Genomic DNA, 24812 nt, shown 5'->3' with positions numbered 1-24812 from the left:
CGCAAGGGATATCTCGCCGAAGGCTGGCTCAGAAGGAGCTGCGCGTAGCTCGACCTCTCGGCCGCGTCGAAATCGCAGATCAACAAGACCGATCGCAACGATGCCCGAGGCATCGCCCAGATGATGCGGGTCGGGCTGTACAAGCCGGTGCACGTCAAGACGGTCCGCAGCCAGGAGATCCGGCTGCTGCTGACCGCCCGCAAGTTCGTGCAGAGCAAGATCCTCGACAGCGAGAACAATCTGCGCGGGCTGCTGCGCAACTTCGGGCTCAAGGTCGGCGCCGTGACGCGGCTGCAGTTCGAGCGGCGCATCGTCGAGCTACTCGAACAGTCCCCGCATCTGCGGCTGATCATCGAGCCGCTTCTCGAGGTGCGACGGGTGCTACGGGAACAGTTCCAGCATCTGCACAAGGCGATGGGACGACTGGCGGAGAGCGACGAGACCTGCAAGCTGCTGATGACGGCGCCCGGCGTCGGCCCGATGGTCGCGCTGAGCTTCCGCGCTGGTGTCGACGAACCGGCCCGCTTCGGCCGATCACGCTCCGTCTCGGCCCATTTCGGGCTGACGCCCTCGCGCTATCAACCAGGAGAGATCGATCGGGATCGAGGCATCTCGAAGTGCGGTGATGCCGGGATCCGCTGGGTCCTGGTCGAGGCCGCCGGGATCGTGCTGCGGGTCTCGAAGAAGAGCTCGCCGCTGAAGTCATGGGGCCTTGCCGTCGCTCGCCGGCGCGGCATGGCGAAGGCGACCATAGCTGTCGCCCGGCGCCTGGCGGTCATCCTGCATCGGATGTGGGTCGACAACACGCCGTTTCGCTGGGAGGCCGAGGCCGCCTGATCCGGCGAAGAGTTCTGCGTCGCTGCGCGGAGAGAGGTCCCGTCCAGGGACGAGTGGGCAGGCAATCCCGAGGCGGGGCTGAACGCCAGGTCAAACTGGCAGTTCGCAAAAAAGATTGGGATGCCTCTCCATCCGACCCGATCATGAAGCGGTCGCCGTGCCGACTTCGCAGAGAAGCCAGACTCCTGGCGGGAACTCACCAGCGCACGGCAAACATGGCGCGGTACGCTCGCTATCCAAGCAGATCACGATCAGCGTCGGGCTCTGCCCCCGGCGTAGGGAGCTTTTGCTTGACTCCTACCGCCCCAAAAAAGAAGCCCCGCCAGTCGAGCTGCCGGGGCGAGTTTAGTTCCGAGGTGAAACGAGATACAGGTGAACGCCGGCTGCGACCGGAGGTTCCGTTCTTCGTGACTGCTCCGATGCCACCGATAAGACAGGCTGGATTTGTGAAGACCATGAACCCGGCGGCCAGTTTCCTGCACTGATAGTAGCGGGGGAACCTCGGCTTCTTCACGGCGTTCACTGCCGTCTCGCTCAGGAACGACAATGGTTCAAATCTTGACGGTGTGCCGCATTGATACCGAGTGGGGCTTCCGCGACGTGACGGGCGCCGAATACGGCCGATCCCATGATATTAAATACTCTCTCGAAATTGCTCGGCGCATGGCGCAAAGAGTGGGTGCGCAGGTCCAGTTCACGCCGGAAGCTGAAAGAGCCTTTCGCGATGTGATGGAAGAAGAATTACCGGCAGCATCGCGCAATCCAGTCAAGCCGCAGATTCCAACTGGCTTCCGGGCACTAGCCGGTCACCTTGCGAAATGGCGGAAGCGGTAGCTTCGCTGCAACGACAACCAGGCTGAAGCAAGGCTGCCTTCGATCGGGAGCTGACAGAACAGCCGCTGCTCGCTCTCCAATCGAGCGCAAGAAAAGAAGGCCGTCTGGTTGGCCGTATAGGCTTCCCCGATATTGCTTAATGCCGGAATATGCGCTGTTGTACGCGGGCGAGGTCTGCGACGAACCGGGCGTATTCTCGAGACCGAGCATCCTCGTCCGGAAGGCGCAGCAGAAATGAGGGGTGGACGGTGGCCAGCAGCGGCGTGCCGTCTTCGAGTGCGAGCTCGCGATCTCGTGCGCTCGCTAGCGAACTGGCATGCCCCGTCAGCGATCGCAGGGCGCTGGCGCCGAGGGCAACGACAAACCGAGGTTTCACGAACTGCAGTTCGAGATCGAGCCAGAAGCGGCAGGCCTTGATCTCCCCGACATTGGGCTTCTCATGGATGCGGCGCTTGCCGCGAAGCTGGAATTTGAAGTGCTTCACCGCATTGGTGACATAGGCGCGCGCGCGATCGAGACCAGCTTCCTTCATCGCCCGATCGAAAACCTGCCCAGCCGGCCCGACGAATGGCCGGCCGGCAAGGTCCTCCTTATCTCCAGGCTGCTCGCCGACGAAGAGAACGCGCGCGTCCAACGGCCCTTCTCCGAAGACCGTTTGCGTGGCGTGGCAATGATGATCGCAGCGCGTACAGCGTTGCGCCGCAGCGGCGGCATCCCGCCACGACGTGATCGCAGATTCATCGGCCGGCAGTTCGGGACGGTGCCGAAGCTGCCTGACATGTCGTGCGGGTGGCTGCGTCGGGGCGCGCATCACCATGTCCTCTGCTCGCCGGGCGGCGCTTGCGATCAGAGGCACAATCAATTCGGCCTCGGGTAGGTTCCGCCAGTATTTCACCGGCATCTCACTTTTCATCGCCTTCGGCTTCAGGCGGGCCGGATTGAAGATACTGGCGTAGTAGGTCAGCCAATAGGCTTCGATGGCATCGCCGTCCGGCGCATCGGCCTTGCTAGCGGCCGGACCGTATTGCAGGGCCACGCCGTCCCAGTGCAGCGACCCCTGCGGTGTCAGGATTGACCAGATCATCGTGCCGAAGCGTGCTGTGAAGAATGCTGCGGCTCGTTCGAGGATGAAATGCTCCGGTTCGAACCAGGCGATGAAGGGGCCGTCCTCGCTCGCGCCCGACACGGCGCGGAACCGAACAAAGGCCGTCATCTTGTGCAGGTCGCGCCGTACCGAGCGGGCCATCGCCTCGGCGCGTGCGATGTCAGCGTCAGCTGCATTCTCGAGCAAGCGTGGCTCGTCCTGCAAACGCAGCAGCAGGCGGTGTAGCAAGACAAAACGGCCGGCATCCCGATTACAGACGACGTTTTCGGCAAGTTCGATGAAGCGGCGAGACACGGTCAGGGCGGTGCTTCCGCCCGCAACCGGGGTGGCATTCTCCATCGCGAACAAGCCGGCATCGTCTTCGCTTGTCAGCCAGTCGACGGCCTCGGGCTGGATGCCGGCAAGCGCCAGCCTACGTGCCTCGCGGCGCCAGCCGGCAAAATCGGCAGGCCCGTTCAGCCGGGCGGCGATCACGGGAACAGCGTCAATTGTCGCGGTCGCGGCATCAGCCGAGCCCGCAGGTTCTGCGCGTCGAGGCCGCTGCCCGGCCGCCAGCCCTCCGCCAGGATGAAATGCCGGATTGTCGTCAGCGATCGTGTCAGCCGGCCGACATCCTCAAGCCTGAGCCGGCGGAACCGTCGCGTGGTCAGGATGCGATCGACGCTGCGCGTACCCAGACCCGGAACCCGCAGCAGGGTTTCGCGATCGGCTCGGTTCACGTCGACGGGAAAGCGTCCTCGCTCACGCAACGCCCAGGCGAGCTTGGGGTCGATATCGAGATCGAGCATCTCGTTGCGCCCCAGGATTTCCTCCGTCTCGAAACCGTAGAAGCGTGTCAGCCAATCGGCCTGATAAAGCCGGTGCTCGCGCATAAGCGGCGGCGGCTGGAGCGGCAACTGACGCGAGGCATCCGGAATCGGGCTGAAGGCCGAGTAATAGACGCGCTTCAGGCCGAAGCTGCCATAGAGCCAGGCGCTGCGCTTCAGGACCGCAGAATCGCTCGCGCCATCAGCGCCGATGATCATCTGGGTGCTCTGCCCTGCGGGCGAGAAGGCAGGGGCCTTTTCGCTCTTGCCACGCTCCTCGCGCGCTGCCTCGATCTTCAGCTTGAGGCCCCCCATCGCACTCTTGATCTCGCTAGCCTGCTTCTCCGGCGCGAAGCGCGCGAGTGCCGCCTCGCTCGGCAATTCGACATTGATCGACACCCGGTCTGCGAACAGCCCCGCGCGCTCGATTAGATCGCGGCTCGCACCGGGGATCAGCTTGAGATGGATATAGCCGAGGAACCCATGTTGCCGGCGCAGCGTTTCGGCCACTCGGATCAGTTCCGCCATCGTGTAGTCGGCCGAGCGGATGATGCCCGAGGACAGAAAAAGGCCTTCGATGTAATTGCGGCGGTAGAAATTCAGGGTCAGCGCGACGACTTCCTCGACCGAGAAGCGGGCGCGGCGCACGTTGCTGGATGAGCGATTGATGCAGAAGACGCAGTCGAAGCTGCAGAAATTCGTCAGCAGGATCTTGAGCAGGGAGATGCAGCGGCCGTCGGGCGCATAGGAATGGCAGATGCCGGCGCCCGTGGTCGAGCCCAGCCCCTTTCCGTCACGCGAATCACGCTTCATGGTGTTGCTCGACGCGCAGGAGGCGTCGTATTTCGCGGCGTCGCTGAGGATTTGGAGCTTCTCCAGGACCGTGAGCTGTGCCATCGCCCTTCCTTTTGTTCACTATATGTTCTTAAGGAATTTGCCTGCTGAGTTCAAGGCTGACTGTTGAAGGGTGCGGGCCATCTTGAAGGCGTTCCCGGTCAAATCCACGATGAAGACAGCGCCGATTCCGCTGAAACTGAGCTATAGCGGTGCCGATGCGAGGCGATTCTGGATGCCGACAGAATGATTGAGATCAGAAGTTTTTTGCGCGGTGAAACGAAAGAGCTTCATCGCGAACTGGATGCTATCGTCGGCGTCTTCTCGAACCGTGCCGAGTACGCCCGCTTCCTGCATGGTACGTTTCGCCATCGCGTGCCGGTCGAGGCGGCTTTGTCGGACGCCGCACCCGTGCGGGTTTCGCCATGGCAACCGCGCAAGCTTCTGCCTGAGTTGGAGGCGGATCTCGCCGACCTGACGCTGGCATGTCCGGCGAGCGAACCTTTCCATCTGTCAAATGACATGGCTGCGTTCCTGGGGGCTGCCTATGTTCTTGAAGGTTCGGCCCTGGGGGCTCGGGTGCTTGTGAAGGGAGTGGAACCGCTGGGGTTCGGGCCTGAAAACGGAGCACGCTACCTTTCGGCTCAAGCCGGCTCCCTCGATAGCTGGCGCACGCTTCTGGTTGCGTTGGAGGGGCTCGACCGGCCAGCGTGGGATGCGGCCGCGCAGTCCGCCAAAGCCGTTTTCCTCCACGCCATCCAGGCCTTCACATCGGAAGAACTCTCTCCTGCATGACGACCGTTGATCTGACGAACTGTGATCGCGAGCCGATCCATATTCCCGGCAGCGTCCAGCCCCATGGGTGTATGATCGTGTGTGATGCCGAGGCGGTGACGATCAGGCGCCATTCGTCGAATGCCAGCGCCTTCCTCGGGCTCAAGGAATTCGAGCTCGTCGGCCGCAGGCTCGAAGAGGTCCTTGGCGGGCCGGTCGTTCATGAGATGCGCAATGCGCTCGCCCGTTCTGGCGTGCCTTCCCGTGCGGGCTTGATGCCCCGCTATCGCCTACCTTCGCTGGATCGCGAGTTCGACATCTCGATCCATGCCTTCAAGGGCAACGCCATCATCGAATTCGAGAAGAGCGTCCCTGCCGGGCCGAGCTCGCCGCTCGAATTCGCGCGGACGCTGGTTGGCCGGCTCTCGGACGTCACCACGCCAGCTCAGCTGATCAAGAATGCGGCTCGTCTGCTCCGGGCGGTGCTCCAGTACGACCGGGTGATGATCTATCAGTTCGCGCCCGATGGTTCGGGCAAGGTCGTCAGCGAGGCCAAGCGCCCCGACCTCGAAAGCTTCATGGGGCAACATTTCCCGGCGAGCGACATCCCGCAGCAGGCGCGGCAGCTCTATCTCCTCAATCCGATCCGCGTGGTTTCGGATTCGAGCGGCGAGCGCTTCCCGATCATGCCGGTGCTGGACGCTGCCGGAGAGCCTCTCGATCTGTCCTATGCCCACCTGCGCAGCGTTTCGCCCATTCATTGCGAATACCTACGCAACATGGGGGTTTCGGCCTCGATGTCGGTATCGATCATCGTCGACGGCGCGCTCTGGGGGCTGATCGCCTGCCACCATTACAGCCCGCGCTCGCTCTCGATGAACCGCCGGATCGCCGCGGAGATCTTCGGCGAGTTCTTCGCGCTCCAGCTTGGTGCCTTGACGCAAAAGCAGATGCTGCTCGCTGCCGAAAGGGCGCGGGATTTTCTCAACGGCCTGCTTTCGTCCGCCGCCCATGTGACCGATGCTTCGGGTTTCCTCGGCCAGCATCTCGCCGCGTTCCGTAATCTCGTGGAAAGCGACGGCGTCGGCGTCTGGGTCAACGGCGAGTGGCGGGCCGAAGGCAGCGCCCCGCCGGCCGAATTCGCGGGCGAACTCGCAGCCTTCGCCGGTGAGGTCTGCGAGGGACGCATCTGGGCGACGACGGCGCTCGCCGAGGCGCTTCCTGCCGCGCGGGCTCATGCCGAGCAGTTCGCCGGATTGCTTGCGATCCCCTTGTCGCAAATCCCGCGCGACTATCTGTTCTTCTTCCGTCGTGAGCTCGTCCACATGATCGAGTGGGGCGGCGACCCCAACAAGACCTATGCCTCCGGCCCGCATGGCGACCGGCTCACGCCGCGGCAGAGCTTCGCAGTCTGGAAGGAGACGGTGGCCGGCCATTCGAAAGTCTGGTCGCCGGTCGAGCGCGAGCTGGCGGAATCGGCGCGCCGGACGCTGATCGAGGTCGTGCTGCGGCAGAGCGAGCTTCTGGCCGACGAGCGCAACAAGGCCGAAATCCGCCAGAAGATGCTCAATCAGGAGCTTAACCACCGGGTCAAGAACATCCTCGCCCTAATCAAGTCGATCGTCGCCCATCCGCTTGCGGAAGGCGCCACGATCGAGGCCTATGTGACGTCGTTGAAAGGGCGGATCGAGGCGCTGGCCATCGCCCATGACCAGGCGATGCGGGCGAGCGGCGGCGGATTGCTGCTCGACCTCATCAACGCGGAAGCTTCGCCCTATCGGACGAGCGGCGGCACGATCACGGTGCGCGGACCGTCCGTATCACTCGATGCCCGCGCCTTCTCGGTCGTCGCCCTGGTGATCCATGAGCTGATCACCAACGCCGCGAAATACGGGGCCTTGTCCGTCAAGACCGGCGAGCTCACCGTCGACTGGTCTGTAAATGCCGGCGGGGATTGCGAGATCGTCTGGCAGGAGCGGGGCGGGCCGCCGGTCACGCCGCCGTCCCGCCAGGGTTTCGGCAGCATCCTGATCGGCCGCAGCATCCCCTATGATCTCGGCGGGCGGAGCGATGTATCGTTCGAGCCCCAAGGCATCACGGCAAAACTCTGCATCCCCGCCAAGTTCGTCCGCTGGACCGAGGATGCGGCATCTCCCGAGGAAGCGCCCGTTCCGGTCAAGGGCAAACCCGGCCGGCCGCTCGACGGCAAGCGTGTGCTGCTGGTCGAGGACCAGTTCATCATCGCCATGGATTGCGAGGACATGCTAGCGACGCTGGGGGCAAGCCAGGTCGAAGTCTGCGCGAACGTCTCCGAGGCTCTTTCCTTCCTGAGCCGGACGGCGCCGGATCTCGCCATCCTCGACGTCAATCTCGGCTCGGAAACCTCGGAGCCGATCGGCAATCGCCTGCGCGAGCTCGGTGTCCCCTTCCTCTTTGCGACGGGTTACGACGATCTCGCGATCCTCGGCGTCGCCGAGGCGGCGACGCTGCGCAAGCCCTACAATCTGGCTGCACTGGAGGCTGCGCTGCGCAGGCTTCCGGGCGTCGTCTAGCTCGCCAGAATCCGCCGCGGCTCAGGCCGCTTCAGATGCCGGAGGTGCTAGGCCAGCCAGCGACAGCTCCATGACGGCCTGCGTGCCGCACCCACCGGTGTCGGCATAGCGCAACTCGGTAGCGAGGCTTTTCGCCATCGCGCGCACGATCTTGCTGCCGAGGCCGGTTCCCCGGATCGTGCCGGTTCCCGTCCAGCCGATGCCATCATCGGCGACCTTGAGCGTGACCGTGTCGCCCTCGCGGGAGAGGATAACCCGGACTTCGCCCTGGCCGTTGGGATAGGCGTATTTCAGCGCGTTGGTCACCAGTTCCGTCGCGATCAACCCGATCGAGATCGCCTTGTCGGTTTTCGCCAGCACGGGCTCCGCCTCGCAGCGGATCGACGGCATCTGGCCGGAGCCGGCGAGCGATTGCGCGAACTCTTCCAGTAGCGAACGGAGATAGCCCGCGAGATCGACGGCGCGGACATCGTCGGAGGTGTAGAGGCTGCGATGCAGGTTGCCGATCGCGGTGATGCGCGCCTGCGTCTCGGCGAGCGCCGCCTTGGCGCCGGGGTCCTCGACGGAGTTTGCCTGCATGCGGACGAGCGAGCCGACCAGCGACAGGCTGTTGGCGACGCGGTGATTGACCTCGGCCAGTAGCGTCACGGCGCGGTCGCGTGCGGCGCGCACTTCATGCTCCGCCTGTTCGCGGGCCCGGGTCAATCGCGTCTTCACCACGGCGTGCTCCAGAGCCGCCCGCAGCAGAATCTCGAAATCCTCGCCGACCGTCTTCACGACATAGTCCATGGCACCGGCTTTCAGCGCGGTCACCGCGATCGACAGCGCCGATGAGGCGGTCACATAGATGACGGCGGGAGACGCTGCATCCTTGGACAGCGCCGAGAGGACATCGAGCCCTGAAGCTGTCCCGAGATCATGATCGAGGATGATGACGTCGATGCCGCCCGCTTCTGCGCGCGCGAGGCCCGCATCGGCGGTTTCGACATGCTCCACGACATAGTTGTGGCGCGCGAGCATGCGCTGCACGAGGCGCCCGAGTGTGGCGTCGTCGTCGATATAGAGGACGTTGATCGGCCGGTTCGGCATCAGCGGCGGCCACGCAAGCCGGTCATGGCGTTTCCGGAACCTGGATGACGGAGAAGAACAGGCCAAGCTGGCGGATCGCGTTGGCGAAGCCGTCGTAATCCACGGGCTTGGTGATGTAGACATTGGCGCCGAGATCGTAGCAGCGCTGGATCTCGCGGCTGTCGTCGGTCGTGGTGAGCACGACGACGGGCGAACGCTTGGTATGCGTGTTCGCCTTCACCTTCTCGAGGATGTCGACGCCGCCCATGTCGGGCAGGTTCAGGTCGAGCAGGATCAAGAGCTGGCGGCCGGCGCTGACGGCACCGGAGCCATCGGGGCCGAACAGGTAGTTCAGCGCATCCGTGCCGTTGGCGAAGGGGATGATCTCGTTGCTAACACCGGCGCGGCGGATGTTCTTCTCGATGAGGCGGGCATGGCCTTCATCGTCCTCGATCATGATGATCGAGACGGGCTTTCCATTGGTCACGCTTCGGCACTCCGTCTGTAGGCCGCGAGGTCGGGGGGCAGGGTCACGGTAAAGGTCGTGCCTTTTCCAAGTTCTGAGCGCACGGCGATGTCGCCGCCGAGATTGCGCACCATCGTGCGGACATGGGCGAGGCCGATGCCTTCGCCCGCCGTGTTCTGCGTGCCAGAGCGCCGGAACAATTCGAAGATGCGCTCGTGGTCGGTCGCCGCGATGCCGCGGCCATTGTCCTCGATCTCGATCTTCACCCAACCGCGGCGCTCCCGGCGCGTGCGGACGGCGATCTTGATCGGACGGTCGGGCGCCCGGTATTTGATGGCATTGTCGATGAGGTTGCCCATGATCTGGTCAAGCGACAGGCGATCGCTGACAACGCGAGGAACCTGCGAGTCGATCTCGATCCCGCCGCTTTCCTCCGCACTGGCCTGATGGTGGACCGCCGCTGCGGCGGTCTCGATGAGCCCGGTCAGATCAACAGTCTCTACGCGTAATTCGCGGCGCCCCTCACGGGAGATTTTGAGGATCGCGTTGATGAGCCCGTCCATCTTTCGCGTCGACGAGCGGATGAAGCCGATCGCCTCGGCGACATCGACCCGAAGAGCCTCCTCCGCTGCGGCCTTCTGCTCAGGCGAGGCTGCGCTCCCAGCCACGACATAGGCGTCGATCGGCTTGAACATTGCCTCCAGCTCGCTGGTGAAGCCCATGATGTTCACCAGCGGCGCGCGCAGATCATGCGTCACGATATAGGCAAAGCGCTGGACCTCCTCGTTCGCCTTGACGAGGGCATCCGTTCGTTCGCGCACGCGTTCTTCAAGCCCGACATTCAGTGTTTCGACCTCGCGACGCGCTGCGACGAGTTCGCGGGTATAGCTGATAATGGTCCAACTCGCCGCGCCGGCCATGGCGAGGATCAGGATCGCGCCGATGATCGTCGTCCAGCGCAGCCGCGTCGAGGCGATGAGCTGCGCATCGATCGCTTCCCTCAGCTCCGCTTCAGAATTGGTCAGAATAGCGGTTAGGTCGGTCCGCAGATCGTCCATGAGCTGCTTGCCGGTTCCGCTGCGGACCATTCGCAGAGCCGTCTCGGTGTCACCCTTGCGCGTCGCCTCGACCGTTGCAGCAAGTTCCGCCATCTTCTGATCGAGTTCGCTCGTCACACGCTGAAGCAGCGGGCCGACCTCGCGCAGCTTGGCCGCGGCTCGCGCCAGATTCCCTCGTTGAGCCGCCAGCTTGGAAAGCGCGACGTTGTAAGGCTCAAGATAGGCTTCTTCCCGGGTCAGCAGGAAGCCGCGCTGGCCCGTTTCGGCATCCTGCACCAGTGACAACAGGTCTGCGGTAGCGCTTCGGACCGCGCGGGCGGCCGTAACCTCGCCGAAATAGCGCTCGCTCGCGCTCGTCAGCCACAGCGACGTCGCCACGATGCCGACCAGCACCGCGATGCCGATGGCCAGAAGCAGGGCGTTCGAGCGTCGAAAGAACGCCTGGGAGATAGGCATGCATGGAACCAGCTGGAGAGATGCATCTCTCTGCGCTAATCAAAGCTCTTGGAGCAATAACAAATGATATTGCGCACTGTCCGTCCCTGTGCATGGCCGCAGTCTGAAATGCGATCGATTGCCTCAGTACGGAAACCGATGCCTGCTCACCTTATCCGCCATCCTGCTTGCTGAGCTTCGGATCGGGCAGAATGTCAGTGGAGGCGCCATCGAGGCGCAAGTTCGCAACGTAGATGTCCACGCCCTGGGCATTCTGCACGGTGACCGAAAGGGACATATGGTCACCATTGGGCAGCTTTTCGCGATTCAGGGCCGCCAACAGTTCCTTAGCGGCATTTCGCGCGCTTTGGTCGTCGGGTAAATCCGTACCCTCCTCATCGATTTCGAGCTTCCGTCCATCGCGCGTGTGAAAGAAATAGCTGGGCATGCCTGCCTAATGCAGCCAAGGCAAACCTGTTCCTCAATCGTCTTTGATTTTGGCGGCGCCGGGTTGGAGATGCAAATAATCCGGATCGAACTCAGCCAAACTGCAAAGGCCTTTCCAGTCCAGAACCGTCAGTCGATTGACCCTGATCCGAACAAGTCTGGCCTCTCGGATTTCCCGGAGCTTCTTGTTCATGTGAACCGTTGACAGGCCAAGCGCATCGGCGATCTCGGGTTGCGTCAAAGGCAAATTGCAGATCACGCCGTCGGACAAGCCGATCGCCGTCATCTTGGTGATAAACTCGCAGAGCAGATGGGCGATCCGGCTCGGCGCCGCGCGGCGCCCGATACCGACCATCCACTCACGATAAATCGAGGCTTCGATGAGCGTTTCGCGCCAGAACGCTTCCGATACCCGGTAGGAAGCCCGCGTAAGAGACCTGACCGCTTCGTGCGGGATGAGACCGACAACCGCCGGTGTCAGCGTTCCCAGGCAATGATCCATGCGCTCGATTAGGAGAGAGTGGATATCCGGAATGTCGCCGGGAAGGTGGAGCGACAATATCTGCCGCGCACCGTCGCCAACGATCTTGTAGCGACAGACCAGCCCTTCGGCGACGAGGCAACACTGCTGCGTAAGTTCTCCTTCGCGGACAATGTCGTGATTGGCTTCCAGGCGCTTCAAGGTGAGCGGCAGTTGCAACAGCTTCTCCCGCTCGGCCGGGGGCAGGGGGACATGGGTTTCCAGCTTGAGAACGAGCCGTTCAAGATAGTGCTGCTTGTCCATTCGTTTCCTGCCACGTCGGATGACGTCTCGCAGATATGAGATCGTGCCGGCTCGCGCTGCATCAAATGCTATATGAGCCGCAGCGTTATGAAAGCTCCCGATTCTGATTTCGGCATGGATCGGTCGGTCGAGCTGCCCGCCACTGGCACGGCGATGTGGTCGATGGCTTGGTTGTTCCTTGCGAGCACCATTCAACGAAGGGGCTTGGGCGCGACGTCAGATCTGCGATCGAGCGAGGCTGGAGAGCCAGTCCGAGAATTTCTCGCTGGGTGAACGGTTTTGCCAGTCCGAGAAGGTATAGGGGCGGGAGGCTGCGGCATCTTTGTCGAACAAGGTCGTCTGGGTTCGGGCGAATTCGCGGTCGAACAGGTTGATGTTGGCTTCGTCGTTCAGCCTGAGGGCGCGGTCGTCGATATTCGTCGAGCCGACGGAGGCCCAGACATCGTCGACGATGACGAGCTTGCAGTGAAAGAAGGTCGGCTGATACTCGCTGATCTTCACGCCGGCCTGGAGCAGGTCGCCCCAAAGATGTCGCGACGCCTTCCTGACGACGCGTGCATCCGTGCGGGGCCCCGGCACGATGATCTCGATCTCGACGCCGCGCTTGCGGGCTTCGAGAAGCTGCTGGCGCGTCAGGTCGTCGGGAACGAAATAGGGCGTCGCGATGCGGATGCTCTTCTGCGCGGCGGCAAGCGCCGTCATCAGCATGAGATGCATGGTGTTGCGCTGGTGGGTCGAGCTGACGACGACCTGCGCGGCGTGGTCGCCTGCCGGGGCGATCTCCGGAAAGAAGCGGTCGCCCAGGAGCAGCTCCCCGGTCGCCTCGATCCAGTGCTCGGCAAAGGCGGCCTGGAATTCCGCCACGGCTGGCCCTTCGATGCGATAGTGAGTGTCGCGCCATTCGTTCGGCGTGCGCGCATCGCCGTTCCATTCATCGGCGATGCCGACGCCGCCGGTGAAACCCATGCGCCCATCGACGACCAGCAACTTCCGATGGGTGCGGTTGTTGACGCGGTCGAGCGTATACCAGGTGACGGGGCGAAAGCGGACGACCTCGACGCCGGCGTCTTGCATCCGCTGAATGAGCTGCTCGTCCATAGGCAGGCTGCCGACCCAGTCGAGCAGCACCTTTACGCTCAATCCATCCCGTGCCTTTGCCGAGAGGGCATCGGCAAACTCCTCGGCGATGGCGCCGCGCCAGTAGATATAGGTCTCGAAGCTGATTGTCTGCCGCGCCTCGCGAATGGCTGTCAGCATCGCGGGGAAGATCCTGATCCCGTTGACCAGCGTCTCGACCTTGTTGCCGGGCACGTAGTTCGAGCCGAAGAGGGCGCCCATCGACGTCCTGAGCTGACGATCCGACGAGGCGAGGTGATGTGGAAGCGGTTGCTTCAGCTCCTGCGGCTCCGGCAGCAGGTTGCCGACGACGAGACAGCCCACGACACCCAGAATGGCCGAGATGAGCGCGATGACGAGAGGATGCCGTCGGAGCGTCATGAGCATGTCGGCTTGAAAGGCAGAGGCATCAGTTGCGTGCCGGTTCGGTCTTCGAAGGCTGTGGCTTGGCGGAGTCGCCGGCCGGAACCGACCAGGTCGCCGTCCAGGTCTCGCTCAGGGTGCGATTACGCGCCCTCAGGAACATGCGAAGCTCCGCCGACTGTCCGTCCGGCAGCGTCGCGTCGACGATGGCACGCACGCCTTTCAGTGGCGCATTGAATGTCAGGATTTTCGTGGTGATCGCGCCGGCCGTCGTCGTCGCGACAAGCTCCAGGCGGTCGGGCTCGCTCTGGTAGTAGGCGAGGTCGCCGCCGGCAAAATCGACGATGAAGCGTTTCGTACCCTTACCCTCGGACACGCCGTCCTCGATATCCGAGCCGTTGAAGCTCTGCTGAACCTGCGCGTAGGAGTGCAGGTGCCAGGTCGTCGACAGCGCCGAGATGCGGTAGCTGAACGCGGCGGCTTCTCCGCTGGGCAGGGACTTGCTGGGCGTCCAGCAGGCGACGATGTTGTCGAAAGCTTCGTTATCCGTCGGGATTTCGATGAGCTCGATCCGGCCTTCACCCCAGTCGCCCTGAGGCTGGACCCAGTAGCTGGGCCGCGCATCGTAGCGCGCTTCCAGGTCCTGATAGCTGCCGAAATCGCGGTCGCGTTGCATCAGGCCGAAGCCGCGCGGATTCTTGTCGCTGAAGCTCGATATGCGCAGCGCCTTGGGGTTGCGAATGGGGCGCCAGATCCACTCTCCGCTGCCGGACTGCAGCATCAGACCGTCGGAATCGTGGATCTCGGGGCGGAAATCGGTTCGCTGCCCGAGGTCGCCTTCGCCAGCCTGGAACATCGAGGTCAGCGGCGCGATACCGATCCGCTCGATCTCCCGGCGCGGGATGATCGTCGCGGTAACGTCCATATGGGTTTGGCGGCCCGGACGGACGATATAGCGAAAGGCTCCGGCGACCGATGGTGAGTCGAGCAGGGCGTAGATGACGAGCTCGATCGTGTCGCGTGATGGCTCGTCGACCCACAGCGCTCGCATGAACGGGAATTCCTCAGGCCCCTTGCCACCGACATCGAGCGCCAGCGAGCGCGCTGAAAGCCCGTAGCGGTGCCCCCGGCCGATCAAGCGGAAATAGCTCGCACCCAGGAAGGAAATGACTTCGTCCTGCACCTTCGGGTCGTTCAGGTTGGTGGTCACCGCAAAGCCCGCGAAGCCGAGCGCCGGCGAAAGGCCCTTGGGGACGGGAACCTTGCCGTATTCGAACAGGCCGGTCGTAAACGGGATCGGGGTCGCGTTGCCGTGGTTGATGATGTGAACCTGGATCGGCTTGTCGTGCAGGAAGCCAAGATGGAAGGGCAGCATGCGGAAATCCGAACCGTTCTCGCGCCAGAAGGCCTTGTCGCGGCGAAGCCGGATTTCGCGATAGCTGTCATAGGTCAGGCTCGAGAGCTCGGCCGGGATCTTCGCACTTTCGGCATCGAAGGGCTGCTTCGCCAGGGCCGCCGCCTGCTGGACGACGTCGTCGTAGCCGAATTCCTTCTTGGATCCAGCGGCCACCTGGGCTCGCACCGACCGGCTCCCGAATATGCAGGCGCCGGGCAGCAGAGCGAGCATCGCGCGACGAGACGGTGCGGACAAGGCGGAATCCCCCGGATTGAGCGGCCGGCCTCCAACAGGCGGGCGTTTTTAGAACACCACCAAGACGAACTCGGTTCCCGCGAGTGGCCGGACGATCAAAGAGGGAAATGGCTTTCTTCGGGATCAGCGGATTCTCGATCGAGGGAACGTGCCGGCCCTGCTCGCGTTCGATCAAAATCACCGATTAGGCAGAAGTCGGACCCTCATGCCCGCAAATCATGCGCCGCCGCCGCCACGCAAGGCCGGAAGAGCTGCTTTGATGATCGTCGCCGTCATTGCCGCGATGATCGTGGTGATCTTCGTGGGTTTCAATCTCTACCATGCAGACACGCTGCGCGAGCAGCGGTCCGGGCATGTCGATCCGCAGGACGCGCCGAAAAGCCCGACTGATCTTCAAAAGCTGCCTGCGCCTCGCCAGTAGGGGGCGGCTCGACCTTCCCGGCGTAGGGCATTCACCCCACAAGAGGATAGATCAGTGAACAAGGTTCCCAACAAAGTTACGGATGCGCCGGCCGCCTACAATACCGCGCGCAGCCCTGGGCAGCCGGGTGAAGAAAACGAGAATCGCGCAGGTCCCAACCCACGCTCGACTCACCCGACGGGACCTCATGCGCCCTATGATGCGGATGATCCCGAAGGCTTCGCGGCCGAGAAGCATCATTCGGAAGTCGGGGAAGGACAGCAGACGGAGGCGCAAGAACGCAAGCCGAGCGGAACGATCACGATTGTCGACCTCGACAAGCAGGGCTAACGAAACTGTTTAGTCTAAGAATGCGTGCCTCAGCCCGTGCCCGTCTCGATATCATGACGCGGCCGGGGAGGTGACAGCGCGCCGCTCCCCGGGGTCTTTGCCTGGTCCGTCGTCTCTTCGCTGGAGTGTGGGCCAGCTGGCGGTGTCAGCTTGTGCCCTTTCCATCCCGATCTGACGGGTGGCCCTCGACCCGCTCGCGGGCTCGGTCGAAAGCAGTTTCTGTCTTCTGGCGTCCAGACATCGTTTGCTCCTCGCGCTCTTGGCCCGTTCAGCGCTTCGCGGTGCCGGGAGCGGCCATCTTGCGGTGCTGCTCGGCCAGGACGCTGGCCGGAGTTACATTCGCGATCGCTGACTGAAGCTTGTTGTACCAGCCGCTGACGATATCGCCTTCTCCCGCCATCATCGCGTCGAACCCGGTCTTTGCGACCTCGGCAGGGTCGTCCTTCGCATCGGTGCCGACCTTGGTGTCGAGCATGTCGGCGCGTTCGAAGAACTCGGTTTCCGTCGCGCCCGGCATCAGGCAGGTGACGGTCACGCCGGTCTCGGCAAGTTCGGCACGGATCGCAAAGGAGAAGGAATCGAGGAACGCCTTCGTGCCGTTATAGACGGCCTGGAAAGTACCCGGCATGAAGCCGGCGATCGAGCCGGTGATCAGAATGCGGCCGGCACCGCGATCGCGCATGTCGCGGGCGATCTTCTGGATCAGATAGACGGTGCCGGTGACGTTCGTGTCGATGACATAGCGGATATCCTGCCAGTCCTGATCGACGAAGGCACGGCCGAGGCCCCGCCCTGCATTGGCGAGCAAGGCATCGACGGGGCGACCCCGAAGGGCGGCGTAGAGCTTGTCACAGCCTTCGGTCGTCGCGAGATTGGCTTCGAGAGCCTCCACGGCCACGCCCATCCGGCGCAACTTGTCGCCGGCCTGGTGGATCTCCGCCTCGTCGGCTGCGATAATGAGGTCGAAGCCCTGCCCGGCACATTGCACGGCGAGTTCATAGCCGATGCCCGAGGAGGCGCCGGTGACCATGGCGAGCTTGGTCGTTGGCGTTGCCTGTCCCATGGAATGCTCCTTTCACGGGGTCATGATGGCCTTGATGCAGCCGTCCTGCTTGGCGCGAAATGTCTTGTAGAGCTCGGGGCCTTCCTGAAGCGAAGCCCGGTGCGTGATGACGAAGCCGGGGTCGATCTTCCCGTCCTCGATCAGCTGGAGCAGCTTCGGCATGTAGTGCTGAACCGGTGTCTGGGCCATGCGGAAGGTCAGGCCGCGATTGATCGCCGATCCCATCGGTATCTTGTCGAGAAAGCCGCCATAGACGCCGACGATCGAGACGACGCCGAAATTGCGGCAGCAGTGGATAGCCTGGCGCAGCACATGCGGCCTGTCCGTGCCCATAAAGGTCGCGACCTTGATCCGATCGAGGATCGAATCCGCGCTTGCCATTGTTTCCGGCTCGGTGCCGACAGCATCGATGCAGGCATCGGCGCCGCGCCCGGCGGTCAGCTCCATGATGCGTTCGTAGATATCCTCACTCATGAAATCGAGCGTGAGTGCGCCGCTCTGGCGAGCCAGTTCGAGGCGCTCTGGCACCGTGTCGATGGCGATCACGCGCTCCGCGCCGAGCAGGAAGGCGCTTTTGATCGCGAATTGCCCGACAGGTCCGCAGCCCCAGATCGCGATGGTCTCGCCGCCTTGGATATCGCAGAACTCGGCTGCCATGTATCCGGTCGGGAAGATGTCGGATAGGAACAGGACCTGCTCGTCGGAGAGACCTGACGGGACTTTGAGGGGGCCGATATCGGCATAGGGCACACGCAGATATTCCGCCTGGCCGCCCGAATAGCCGCCGAGCAGATGCGAGTAGCCGAACAGGCCAGCCGGTGAATTGCCCCAGAGCTTGGCGGCTTTTTCCCGATTCGGGTTCGAGCGCTCGCAGCCGGAGAAATAGCCGCGCTTGCAGAAAAAGCATTCGCCGCAGGAGATCGTGAACGGCACGACGACGCGGTCACCAACCTTCAGCTTGCTGTTCTCGGAGCCGACTTCGACGACCTCGCCCATCGTCTCGTGGCCGATCACGTCTCCGCTCTTCATCTGTGGGATGACGCCGTCGAAAATGTGGAGATCGGAGCCGCAGATGGCGCAGGCCGTAACCTTAATGATGGCATCGCGCGGGTGCTCGATCGCAGGATCGGGCACCGCCTCGCAGCGTATGTCGTTCTTTCCATGCCAAACCAGAGCCTTCACGGTACCCTCCTGACGGAATGGGGTGGCTGTCCCGCCCGAAAGCGGGACAGCCACCGCCAGATCAGCTCTGGCCGCCCTTGCGGCCGGCGTCGGAGGCGCGGTCGCGATCATGGGCAAAGTTGCCGGAACCGCCGCGGTCGCCACCGCCGCCCTGCTGGCCGCGTTCGTTGCTGCTTGCCTGTTGCTGGCGATCGCCACCGCCGTTGCCTTCGCCGCCCTTCCGGCCGGCCTCGGAGGCGAGATCGTGGTCCTGCGAGAAGCTGCGCTTCTCGGACGGCACGCTCTGGCCGCCTTTCGACGCGATGTCGCGCTGCTTGTCCTCATCCATGGAGCCGAAGCCGCGCTGGTCGTTGTTGTTTGCCATGGCAAACCTCCAAAGTTCGGTTGCAGGGAGAACCCGAAGGCTCGGGAGAGGAACCGATGGAGGCCCGAAGAGGTCCGCGGTCTGTGGAGGTCGGTGCGCTAACGCACTGATCGCGCCGATATGTCGAACCGTACGCTCGCGGATCTATTTAAGGGCGGCGATGTAACGGGGTTGCGATCGAGCACGGCGCCAGTGCCCGCTTCTCAGATGACGCCTTCGATGAGGCCGAGATTCATCGCCTCGTTGGCCTCGACATACCAGTTCTCGGGCGCCAGCTTGAGCACCTGCTCCATGGTGACCGAGGAACCGGCGATGAGGTTCTGGAACCCTTCGTTCTGGATCTGGATCGAATGCTCGATCTCGTTGAGCTTCGCCTTGAGGTTGGCGATGCACATGGTCAGGGGACCGTCGAGGATGACATTGGCCTGCAACTTGCGCTCGTGGATCATGAGCCGTGTGCCGCGCGTCAGGTAACGGTTCGGGCGGGCGAAGAAGCTCATGAATGTGGCGCCGGCCGAGTAGATCGCGGCTTTGCCGAGGAAGACGAAGCGCCGGTTCGGCTCCTGCTCGCTGTGGAACCGAATATCCTCTCCCATCATCCGAGCCACCTCTGGGTCGCCTCCCAAGGTGCTGAGCTCGATGACGACAACGCCTTCCAGCGGCGCCGTCATCAGACGATCCCGGAAGAAGGCATACATCAGGTTATCGACGACACCGGCCAGCAGGATCGGCGGGTTCAGGAAATCCCGAGCTTGCAGCGGGCGGAAGAGATCGGGCGCGGCATCGTCTGGCCCGGCGGATGTGGACAGGCTCATTCTCATTCCATCAGTCGCTTGATTTGGCGCCGAAACTCGCGAGCCCTGCGGCCAGTTCCCACGTGGAACCGGATGGCGGCGCCCGCGCTCAGCTTCCGACCAGGCTGTGCCGAACGGCTCCTGCCGGCCGGGCTGTGGATCGGAAACCATCGGTCGCCAGCCGGGTTGAAGACAGTGGCTTTGATGGTCCAGAGCCACTTCACAAAGCGAGGACACGCAATGCCCACACGCGGGAAAAACAAGCTGGACGAGAAGCTGGATCAGCAGGCGAAGACGGGAAAGGCCGCGCAACGCGATGCGAAAGGCCAGTTCGCTCCGACGGAAGCCGATCCGAATGCAGGCGGCCTAGTCAGCGCCAACCTGGTGGTGCTCTCAGGATCGGGCGACGCGACGCAAGGCGAAGGTCACGGGCGTGAGCGCGATACCAAGGGATCGAAGTCGGGATAAAAGCCCTCTGCTTCAATCCTTGTGCAGTTTGCCGAGAAACTCCGGCACGCCAGCCATCGGAAGATCGTCGATATCGAGCTTGCCGGAAGGCAACTCCGATTCCTTCTCGAGCATCTGCCGGCCTGCCTCGGCGATCTGCTCCGGCAAGTCCATATCCTCCTGAAGATGCCACTCCACCTTGTCGCGGGGCTCCTTCGAACGTTGGCAGAGCTGCGCCATCCAATCCTGACCGGGATAGCGGCTGCCGAGTTCGACTGCGAGAGCTCGTCCCTTCATGGTCGTTTCCTTTTCAAACGCTTGCAGCGGAGCGCGCGAAGCGATGCGCGCCGCGATCGGCAAACAGGCATCCCAGCAGAAAGTTCGGCTGGCGGGCGATCTGTCTGCGAGCGCACCAAGGAGTCGTCAGTTTCTGACGCGTAGCTCGCAATCGGCGAGATAGCGGCATATGCCGATCTCAAGCGCGGCCCGCTCGCGGCTTCGCGGAGAATCCTCTCCTTCGATTTCCAGCCCCCTGAGGCGTGACAGTGCGTCGCGAAACTGCTCCGGCGTGACGATGGCATCTAGGGAAAACGTTGGGTCGAGGTGATCGGTCGGGCTCTGCATGGCATGGCCTCCTGCTTGAGCCTGCGCTTGTCGGGCGCTATCCGCCTTTACCCAGGTTAGAGCAGTGCGAATTTCCGCGGGAATTCGGGATGTCATTAACCTGTGACGCAAAAGGCCATGTTGCTAGGGCTGGGGCGGTATGATGGAACCGGCTGGCAAGCGGGGCCGTTTCGAAGGGGCTTGCCCAATCAGGACCCGAAGCATGCCACGCTACTTCGATATATCCGACGGGCAGCGACCGCTCATCGACAGCGTTGGGCAGGAGTTTCCCGACGCGGAGGCAGCACGGAGGGCCGCGCTCGACGCCCTGCCCGACATGGCGAGGGACGAGCTGCCGAATGGAGATCACAGGACTTTCGCAGTTTCCGTGCGCGACGCCAGCGGCAGGGCGATCTACAGCGCCAAGCTGATGCTTGAAGGCCAGTGGCACGCCGGCCATTAAGCGGCCGAAGTAAGGGGCAGCGGCGCGTGACGCGCGCCGGATCGCCGGCTGCGGCGATCAACGGAACAACTGCACGATCTGGTCGTCGAGAACAGAGCCCAGCCCCTCGTTCCAGGGAAGGCGGATCGTGCACGATGTACCGCGCTCATGATGCAATAGCGAGGTCTGCGCGCCGAGTTCGTGAAACAGCAGGCCGTCAAAGTCTGGGTTCCGAAGCTTGCCTCCGACGATGGACAGGATTCAGCGCCGCTCTCCTGCCATTCCAGCACAAGCATGTGGGGCTGTGATTTGTCTTCGAAATGCCATCGGATACGGAGCCTTCCATCATCCAGGCCCAGGGGGCCGTGCTCGATGGCATTGAGCGCGAGTTCATGAATGGCAAGAGCGATACTCTGTCCTGGTCGCGCATTAAAGCGCACGGCGGGCCCTGAGAGCTCCAGTCGCTCGCCTTCCAGCACGAAATCGGGTCAGCTCCTCCGACAGGAGCGAATGCAGGTCGATCGAGCCCAGATCGTCGGCTGCAGCCTGAGCCCGGGAGATGGCTTCGACGCGCTCGGCGAGATGCGCAACATAGCTGTCGATGCTCGTTGCGCGATGGGCCGACTGTCTGATGACCTGCAGCAACAATGCGATGGTCGAGCGCATACGGTGGCGTAGCTCGGCCGGCGCGTTGGCAGCTTCCAGCAGGCGACGGAGGCGTCTGTTGTCGATGCGCAACCGCTGAATTTCTTCTTGTAGGACCCGCTCATCCATGAGCCAGCTCCGGGGTCCCGGACAACAAGGAAGCAGAATGTACCGGTTCGAATTGGGCAAGATCGAGCAGTTCGCGCAGGCGCAGGATTTCGAAGCGACGGCCATGCCAGGTGATGAGCCGGCGCCGGCGCAAATCCATGAGCGATCTATTGATGTGGACGGCCGATAATCCCAGCAGGTCCGCCAAATCGGCTTGTGTGACCGGCAGGTCAAAACTCCGTTCATCGACCAACCCGACGGCTTTCAATCTGGAGTAGATCTCGCACAGCATGCAGGCGAGGCGTTCGCTCGCACTGCGCCGGCCGAGACTGACGATAAGTTCGCTGGCGAGGTCACGCTCAAGATAAAGGTCAAGCCAAAGGGCATCCTCGATGGTCGGGTGAGCCAGGGCAAGAGAGCGTAGCGCTCGCGGCGAAAGCTCGCAGACCGTAGCTGGCGTCAGAGCCATCAATGAGCAGGACCACCGCTGCGGCGTGATGCCGAAAGGCTGAGAAAAATCGCCCGGAAGCAGGAGGCCCGTAATTTGGCGATTCCCATTTGCCAGAACACGATAGCGGCACGCCCAGCCGCTCAGAACCAAGATGAGGCCGCCACGTGGGCTGCCTTCGTCTGCGAGATCAGTCCGCGGCTCGACCCGCCGAACTGGAGTGCAAAGCCCGACGAGCGCCGCACGATCCGCCTGCGACAGCTCGATGCCGAGACGGAGCTTCCTCAGAAAATAATCATGATGCTCCGCCATCAGTGCAGAACGATCGAATGTTTTGAGCGTTCCGCCACTGTACGGAGTCGTACAGTGGCGTGGTCGTTGTCGGCTCGCTCAGGCCGCTTTTCGATTAACGCCGCTGAGCGCGAGCTTCGACAGCTTCTTGTCGGTGGCGTCCTCCTCGTCGAGCGTCTGTTGGAGGAGGGAGGCGCAATCCTCGCGGCCGAGTTGCTTGGCCCATGCGACGAGGGTGCCGTAGCGCGTGATCTCGTAATGCTCGACGGCCTGCGCGGCGGCGATCAATGCGGCATCCAGCACCTGCTTGTCGGCCACGTCTCCGGCAATATCGCTGGCTTCTTCGAGAATGCCGTCGATCGCGGGGCAAGTGACCCCCTTTTCCTCCGCGCCGTGCAGGCGAAAGACCTGTTTCAGCCGGTCGATATGCCCCTCGGTCTCACGAAGATGCATTTCAAACCCGCTTTTCAGCTCGGAGTTCGTCGCCTTCGTGATCATGTCGGGAAGCGACTTCCTGATCTGGTTCTCCGCATAATAGATGTCCTGAAGCGTGTGGACGAAGAGGTCGTCCATCGTTGCGATGTCCTTTGAAAACCAACCCATAGTCATCTCCCGTTTTGGGGTTGCGTATTCCCACCAAACGGGACGGCGCCGCAGGCGTTCCCTTTGTCCCGCGCCGATTGTTCCAATGCGTACAAATAACGAGAAATAGCCGGAACTTCGGAGGTGCGTTGCCGGTTTGCGACCCGGCACAACAGATGGTGACGGCAGGGAATAGGCATGGCGTGCAGATACCAGCGTCCCCGACGCGATGCGTGTCGATGACGGGGACCTTTCGCTTCGGCGCCTGGAGGACTGGCTCGGCTTCGACGTTCAGGTTGTGGGCGCCCGCGCTCGCGGCGGTTTCGATCGACATTGACGGAGAACCGGTTGGCCTTCCGATGGCCGCGACTGGCGGCGGCTGGTTCGAGCACCGCGCCGATCTGCCGTTCGGAACCCGTTTCCGCTATCGCTCTCCGGACGGGCTGACTTTCCCGGACCCTGCCTCGCGCCGGCAGGAGGGCGGGGTGCATGGCTGGAGCGTCCTTACTGACTCGGCTTATTCCTGGCGCTGCGGCGGCTGGTGTGGCAGGCCTTGGCGTGAGACTGTACTATACGAAATCCATCCCGGCCTTGCTGGCGGCTTCGCAGGGATAGCCGCGGAATTGCCGCGTCTCGCCGAATTGGGCGTCACGGCCATCGAGCTCATGCCCATCGCCGATTTCCCGGGCGAGCGGTCATGGGGTTATGACGGCGTTCTACCTTTCGCGCCGGCCGCCGCATACGGATCTCCCAGCGAATTGAAGCGACTGGTCGATCAGGCGCATGAACTCGGCCTTGCGATCCATCTCGACGTTGTTTTCAATCATTTCGGCCCGGATGGCTGCTATCTGCATGCTTATGCGCCGCAATTCTTCCGCCCCGGCAGCCATACGCCATGGGGTGCGGCGATCGACTTCGATCGCCCGGAGGTCCGTGCTTATTTTATTGCCTGCGCGATCCAATGGCTTGACGAATACCGGTTCGATGGGCTGCGGCTCGACGCCGTCCATGCCATTCCCTCGCTCGATTTCCTCATGGATTTCGAACGGGAGGTCCGCAGCGCCATCCCGGCGGAACGTCCTATCCAGCTCGTGATCGAGAACGACGCCAACGACTCCCGGCTGCTCTCGCGTTTCGACGCGCAGTGGAACGACGATTTCCATCACGCTGTCCATGTCCTGCTGACGGGTGAGGCCACCACCTATTACAGCAGCTTCGCCGCCGAACCGGCCCGGCATCTCGCGCGCGTGCTGGCGGAGGGCTTCGCGTTCCAGGGCGAGGTCGCGTCCTTCAGCGGCGAGCCGCGCGGGCGACCGAGCGCACATCTGACGCCCACGCGCTTCGTCAACTGCCTGCAGAACCATGACCAGATCGGCAACCGACTCTTCGGCGAACGCCTGCTGGCCCTGGCCGATCCGGCCGCGGTCAGGGTCGCCGTCGCGCTGCTGCTGCTGACCCCACAGATTCCGCTGATCTTTATGGGCGAAGAGGAGGGCAGCCGCGCTCCCTTCCTGTATTTCACCGATCATCACGAGGACCTCGCCCAAGCTGTCAGGGAAGGTCGCAGGCGCGAATTCGCTCATCTCGATCCAGAAGGCGAGCGGCCGCTTTTCGATCCCAATTCCGCGGCAACCTTTGCTGCCAGCAAGCCCGTCGCCGCCGACGATGGCGTCGAATGGAACGCCTTCTACCGGCAGCTCATCATGGTCAGGCGCGACCGGATCGTCCCTCATCTCGACGACTGCCGCAGCCTGGGCGCAGCAGTACTAGGCCCGGCCGCCGTTCGGGCGTCCTGGACCCTTGGCGAAGGGGCTTTGACGGTTCTGGCGAATTTTGGCTCCGGTGCCGTGCTTTGCGGTGCGGCCGACGGCGCGGCGATCTTCTCTCTGGGCGAGGTGGAAAATGAAGCAGGCGTGCTGCGCCTCGGACCCAGGTCGTTCCGCGCCTTCCTCTCCTAGGGCG

Annotated in this window: 27 protein-coding genes; 9 read left to right on the top strand and 18 right to left on the bottom strand. The window is 63.0% G+C overall.

Annotation, left to right across the window (positions count from 1 at the left end; genetic code table 11):
* Window positions 1–78: 78 nt before the first annotated feature.
* Both FHT98_RS00520 and FHT98_RS00515 read left to right on the top strand, forming a co-directional pair.
* Complete coding sequence (locus tag FHT98_RS00520) at window positions 79–837, top strand: IS110 family RNA-guided transposase (protein ID WP_113584258.1); 759 nt, start codon at window positions 79–81, stop codon at window positions 835–837.
* 546 nt (window positions 838–1383) lie between these two features.
* Window positions 1384–1671 (top strand): hypothetical protein, encoded by a 288-nt coding sequence (locus FHT98_RS00515; RefSeq protein ID WP_139163606.1) that lies wholly within the window; start codon window positions 1384–1386, stop codon window positions 1669–1671.
* A 136-nt stretch (window positions 1672–1807) separates the two neighbouring features.
* Here the strand turns inward: FHT98_RS00515 and FHT98_RS00510 are convergent, their stop codons facing one another.
* Together FHT98_RS00510 and FHT98_RS00505 are read right to left on the bottom strand one after the other, a co-directional pair.
* Complete coding sequence (locus FHT98_RS00510; protein ID WP_142111762.1) at window positions 1808–3250, bottom strand: UdgX family uracil-DNA binding protein; 1443 nt, start codon at window positions 3248–3250, stop codon at window positions 1808–1810.
* Window positions 3247–4479: a putative DNA modification/repair radical SAM protein gene (locus FHT98_RS00505; protein ID WP_091860845.1), complete on the bottom strand. Its 1233-nt coding sequence runs from the start codon at window positions 4477–4479 to the stop codon at window positions 3247–3249. Before FHT98_RS00505 ends, FHT98_RS00510 begins: the two co-directional genes overlap by 4 nt.
* Window positions 4480–4662: 183 nt before the next feature.
* Here FHT98_RS00505 and FHT98_RS00500 point away from each other — a divergent pair, with 183 nt between their 5' ends.
* A complete protein-coding gene (locus FHT98_RS00500; protein WP_091860843.1) occupies window positions 4663–5211 on the top strand; it encodes a biliverdin-producing heme oxygenase in 549 nt (182 codons plus the stop codon).
* Window positions 5208–7742 carry an HWE histidine kinase domain-containing protein gene (locus FHT98_RS00495; RefSeq protein ID WP_113584257.1) on the top strand — a complete coding sequence of 845 codons (2535 nt, stop codon included), beginning with the start codon at window positions 5208–5210 and terminating at the stop codon, window positions 7740–7742. Before FHT98_RS00500 ends, FHT98_RS00495 begins: the two co-directional genes overlap by 4 nt.
* 21 nt (window positions 7743–7763) lie before the next feature.
* Here the strand turns inward: FHT98_RS00495 and FHT98_RS00490 are convergent, their stop codons facing one another.
* From FHT98_RS00490 to FHT98_RS00460, 7 genes are all read right to left on the bottom strand, one after another.
* Window positions 7764–8831, bottom strand: coding sequence for a sensor histidine kinase (locus FHT98_RS00490; protein WP_142111760.1), 1068 nt, complete (start codon window positions 8829–8831; stop codon window positions 7764–7766).
* A 22-nt stretch (window positions 8832–8853) separates the two neighbouring features.
* The gene (locus FHT98_RS00485; RefSeq protein ID WP_091861423.1) at window positions 8854–9267 is read right to left on the bottom strand and encodes a response regulator; all 414 of its coding nucleotides are present in this window, start codon (window positions 9265–9267) and stop codon (window positions 8854–8856) included.
* 26 nt (window positions 9268–9293) lie between these two features.
* Window positions 9294–10790 carry a sensor histidine kinase gene (locus tag FHT98_RS00480; RefSeq protein WP_113584255.1) on the bottom strand — a complete coding sequence of 499 codons (1497 nt, stop codon included), beginning with the start codon at window positions 10788–10790 and terminating at the stop codon, window positions 9294–9296.
* 151 nt (window positions 10791–10941) lie between these two features.
* Entirely contained in the window at window positions 10942–11217 is a 276-nt protein-coding gene (locus FHT98_RS00475) for a DUF6894 family protein (protein ID WP_113584254.1), read from the bottom strand.
* Between the two features lie 33 nt (window positions 11218–11250).
* Window positions 11251–12000: a Crp/Fnr family transcriptional regulator gene (locus FHT98_RS00470; protein WP_091860827.1), complete on the bottom strand. Its 750-nt coding sequence runs from the start codon at window positions 11998–12000 to the stop codon at window positions 11251–11253.
* 216 nt (window positions 12001–12216) lie between these two features.
* Window positions 12217–13497: a phospholipase D-like domain-containing protein gene (locus tag FHT98_RS00465; RefSeq protein WP_091861421.1), complete on the bottom strand. Its 1281-nt coding sequence runs from the start codon at window positions 13495–13497 to the stop codon at window positions 12217–12219.
* Window positions 13498–13525: 28 nt separating this feature from the next.
* A complete protein-coding gene (locus FHT98_RS00460; protein WP_162766130.1) occupies window positions 13526–15049 on the bottom strand; it encodes an OpgD/OpgG family glucan biosynthesis protein in 1524 nt (507 codons plus the stop codon).
* Between the two features lie 340 nt (window positions 15050–15389).
* Here FHT98_RS00460 and FHT98_RS26045 point away from each other — a divergent pair, with 340 nt between their 5' ends.
* Both FHT98_RS26045 and FHT98_RS00455 read left to right on the top strand, forming a co-directional pair.
* Window positions 15390–15551 (top strand): hypothetical protein, encoded by a 162-nt coding sequence (locus tag FHT98_RS26045; RefSeq protein ID WP_156407013.1) that lies wholly within the window; start codon window positions 15390–15392, stop codon window positions 15549–15551.
* Window positions 15552–15605: 54 nt separating this feature from the next.
* Window positions 15606–15881 (top strand): hypothetical protein, encoded by a 276-nt coding sequence (locus tag FHT98_RS00455; RefSeq protein ID WP_142111758.1) that lies wholly within the window; start codon window positions 15606–15608, stop codon window positions 15879–15881.
* A gap of 268 nt (window positions 15882–16149) precedes the next feature.
* Here the strand turns inward: FHT98_RS00455 and FHT98_RS00450 are convergent, their stop codons facing one another.
* The 4 genes from FHT98_RS00450 to FHT98_RS00435 form a co-directional block, all read right to left on the bottom strand.
* A complete protein-coding gene (locus FHT98_RS00450) occupies window positions 16150–16944 on the bottom strand; it encodes an SDR family NAD(P)-dependent oxidoreductase (protein WP_113584253.1) in 795 nt (264 codons plus the stop codon).
* A gap of 12 nt (window positions 16945–16956) precedes the next feature.
* Entirely contained in the window at window positions 16957–18126 is a 1170-nt protein-coding gene (locus tag FHT98_RS00445; protein WP_113584252.1) for a zinc-dependent alcohol dehydrogenase, read from the bottom strand.
* Between the two features lie 61 nt (window positions 18127–18187).
* The gene (locus FHT98_RS00440; protein WP_113584251.1) at window positions 18188–18490 is read right to left on the bottom strand and encodes a KGG domain-containing protein; all 303 of its coding nucleotides are present in this window, start codon (window positions 18488–18490) and stop codon (window positions 18188–18190) included.
* Window positions 18491–18693: 203 nt separating this feature from the next.
* Window positions 18694–19305: a peptidase S14 gene (locus FHT98_RS00435; RefSeq protein ID WP_248309114.1), complete on the bottom strand. Its 612-nt coding sequence runs from the start codon at window positions 19303–19305 to the stop codon at window positions 18694–18696.
* A 219-nt stretch (window positions 19306–19524) separates the two neighbouring features.
* On the opposite strand from FHT98_RS00435, the gene FHT98_RS00430 reads away from it, so the two are divergent.
* Entirely contained in the window at window positions 19525–19752 is a 228-nt protein-coding gene (locus tag FHT98_RS00430) for a hypothetical protein (RefSeq protein ID WP_142111756.1), read from the top strand.
* 12 nt (window positions 19753–19764) lie between these two features.
* Here the strand turns inward: FHT98_RS00430 and FHT98_RS00425 are convergent, their stop codons facing one another.
* Together FHT98_RS00425 and FHT98_RS00420 are read right to left on the bottom strand one after the other, a co-directional pair.
* On the bottom strand, window positions 19765–20091 hold the full coding sequence (locus FHT98_RS00425) for a hypothetical protein (protein WP_113584249.1): 327 nt from the start codon (window positions 20089–20091) through the stop codon (window positions 19765–19767).
* 63 nt (window positions 20092–20154) lie between these two features.
* Window positions 20155–20355 (bottom strand): hypothetical protein, encoded by a 201-nt coding sequence (locus FHT98_RS00420; RefSeq protein WP_113584248.1) that lies wholly within the window; start codon window positions 20353–20355, stop codon window positions 20155–20157.
* Window positions 20356–20557: 202 nt separating this feature from the next.
* On the opposite strand from FHT98_RS00420, the gene FHT98_RS00415 reads away from it, so the two are divergent.
* Entirely contained in the window at window positions 20558–20797 is a 240-nt protein-coding gene (locus tag FHT98_RS00415) for a DUF6894 family protein (RefSeq protein WP_113584247.1), read from the top strand.
* A 408-nt stretch (window positions 20798–21205) separates the two neighbouring features.
* On the opposite strand, the gene FHT98_RS00410 is transcribed toward FHT98_RS00415, so the two are convergent.
* From FHT98_RS00410 to FHT98_RS00400, 3 genes are all read right to left on the bottom strand, one after another.
* Window positions 21206–21550, bottom strand: a complete 345-nt coding sequence (locus FHT98_RS00410; protein WP_162766128.1) for an HWE histidine kinase domain-containing protein — start codon at window positions 21548–21550, stop codon at window positions 21206–21208.
* The gene (locus FHT98_RS00405; protein WP_113584244.1) at window positions 21543–22289 is read right to left on the bottom strand and encodes a Crp/Fnr family transcriptional regulator; all 747 of its coding nucleotides are present in this window, start codon (window positions 22287–22289) and stop codon (window positions 21543–21545) included. Before FHT98_RS00405 ends, FHT98_RS00410 begins: the two co-directional genes overlap by 8 nt.
* A 78-nt stretch (window positions 22290–22367) precedes the next feature.
* Window positions 22368–22871 carry a YciE/YciF ferroxidase family protein gene (locus FHT98_RS00400; RefSeq protein ID WP_142111754.1) on the bottom strand — a complete coding sequence of 168 codons (504 nt, stop codon included), beginning with the start codon at window positions 22869–22871 and terminating at the stop codon, window positions 22368–22370.
* Between the two features lie 20 nt (window positions 22872–22891).
* Between FHT98_RS00400 and treZ the strand changes: the two genes are divergently transcribed.
* Window positions 22892–24808, top strand: coding sequence for a malto-oligosyltrehalose trehalohydrolase (gene treZ / locus FHT98_RS00395; RefSeq protein ID WP_210244307.1), 1917 nt, complete (start codon window positions 22892–22894; stop codon window positions 24806–24808).
* Window positions 24809–24812 lie beyond the last annotated feature (4 nt).

Source organism: Allobosea sp. AK1, from assembly GCF_006714945.1.
Lineage (GTDB): Bacteria > Pseudomonadota > Alphaproteobacteria > Rhizobiales > Beijerinckiaceae > Allobosea > Allobosea robiniae.
Note: the sequence above shows the minus strand (reverse complement) of the source record. Positions and strands in the feature narration are given on the sequence as shown.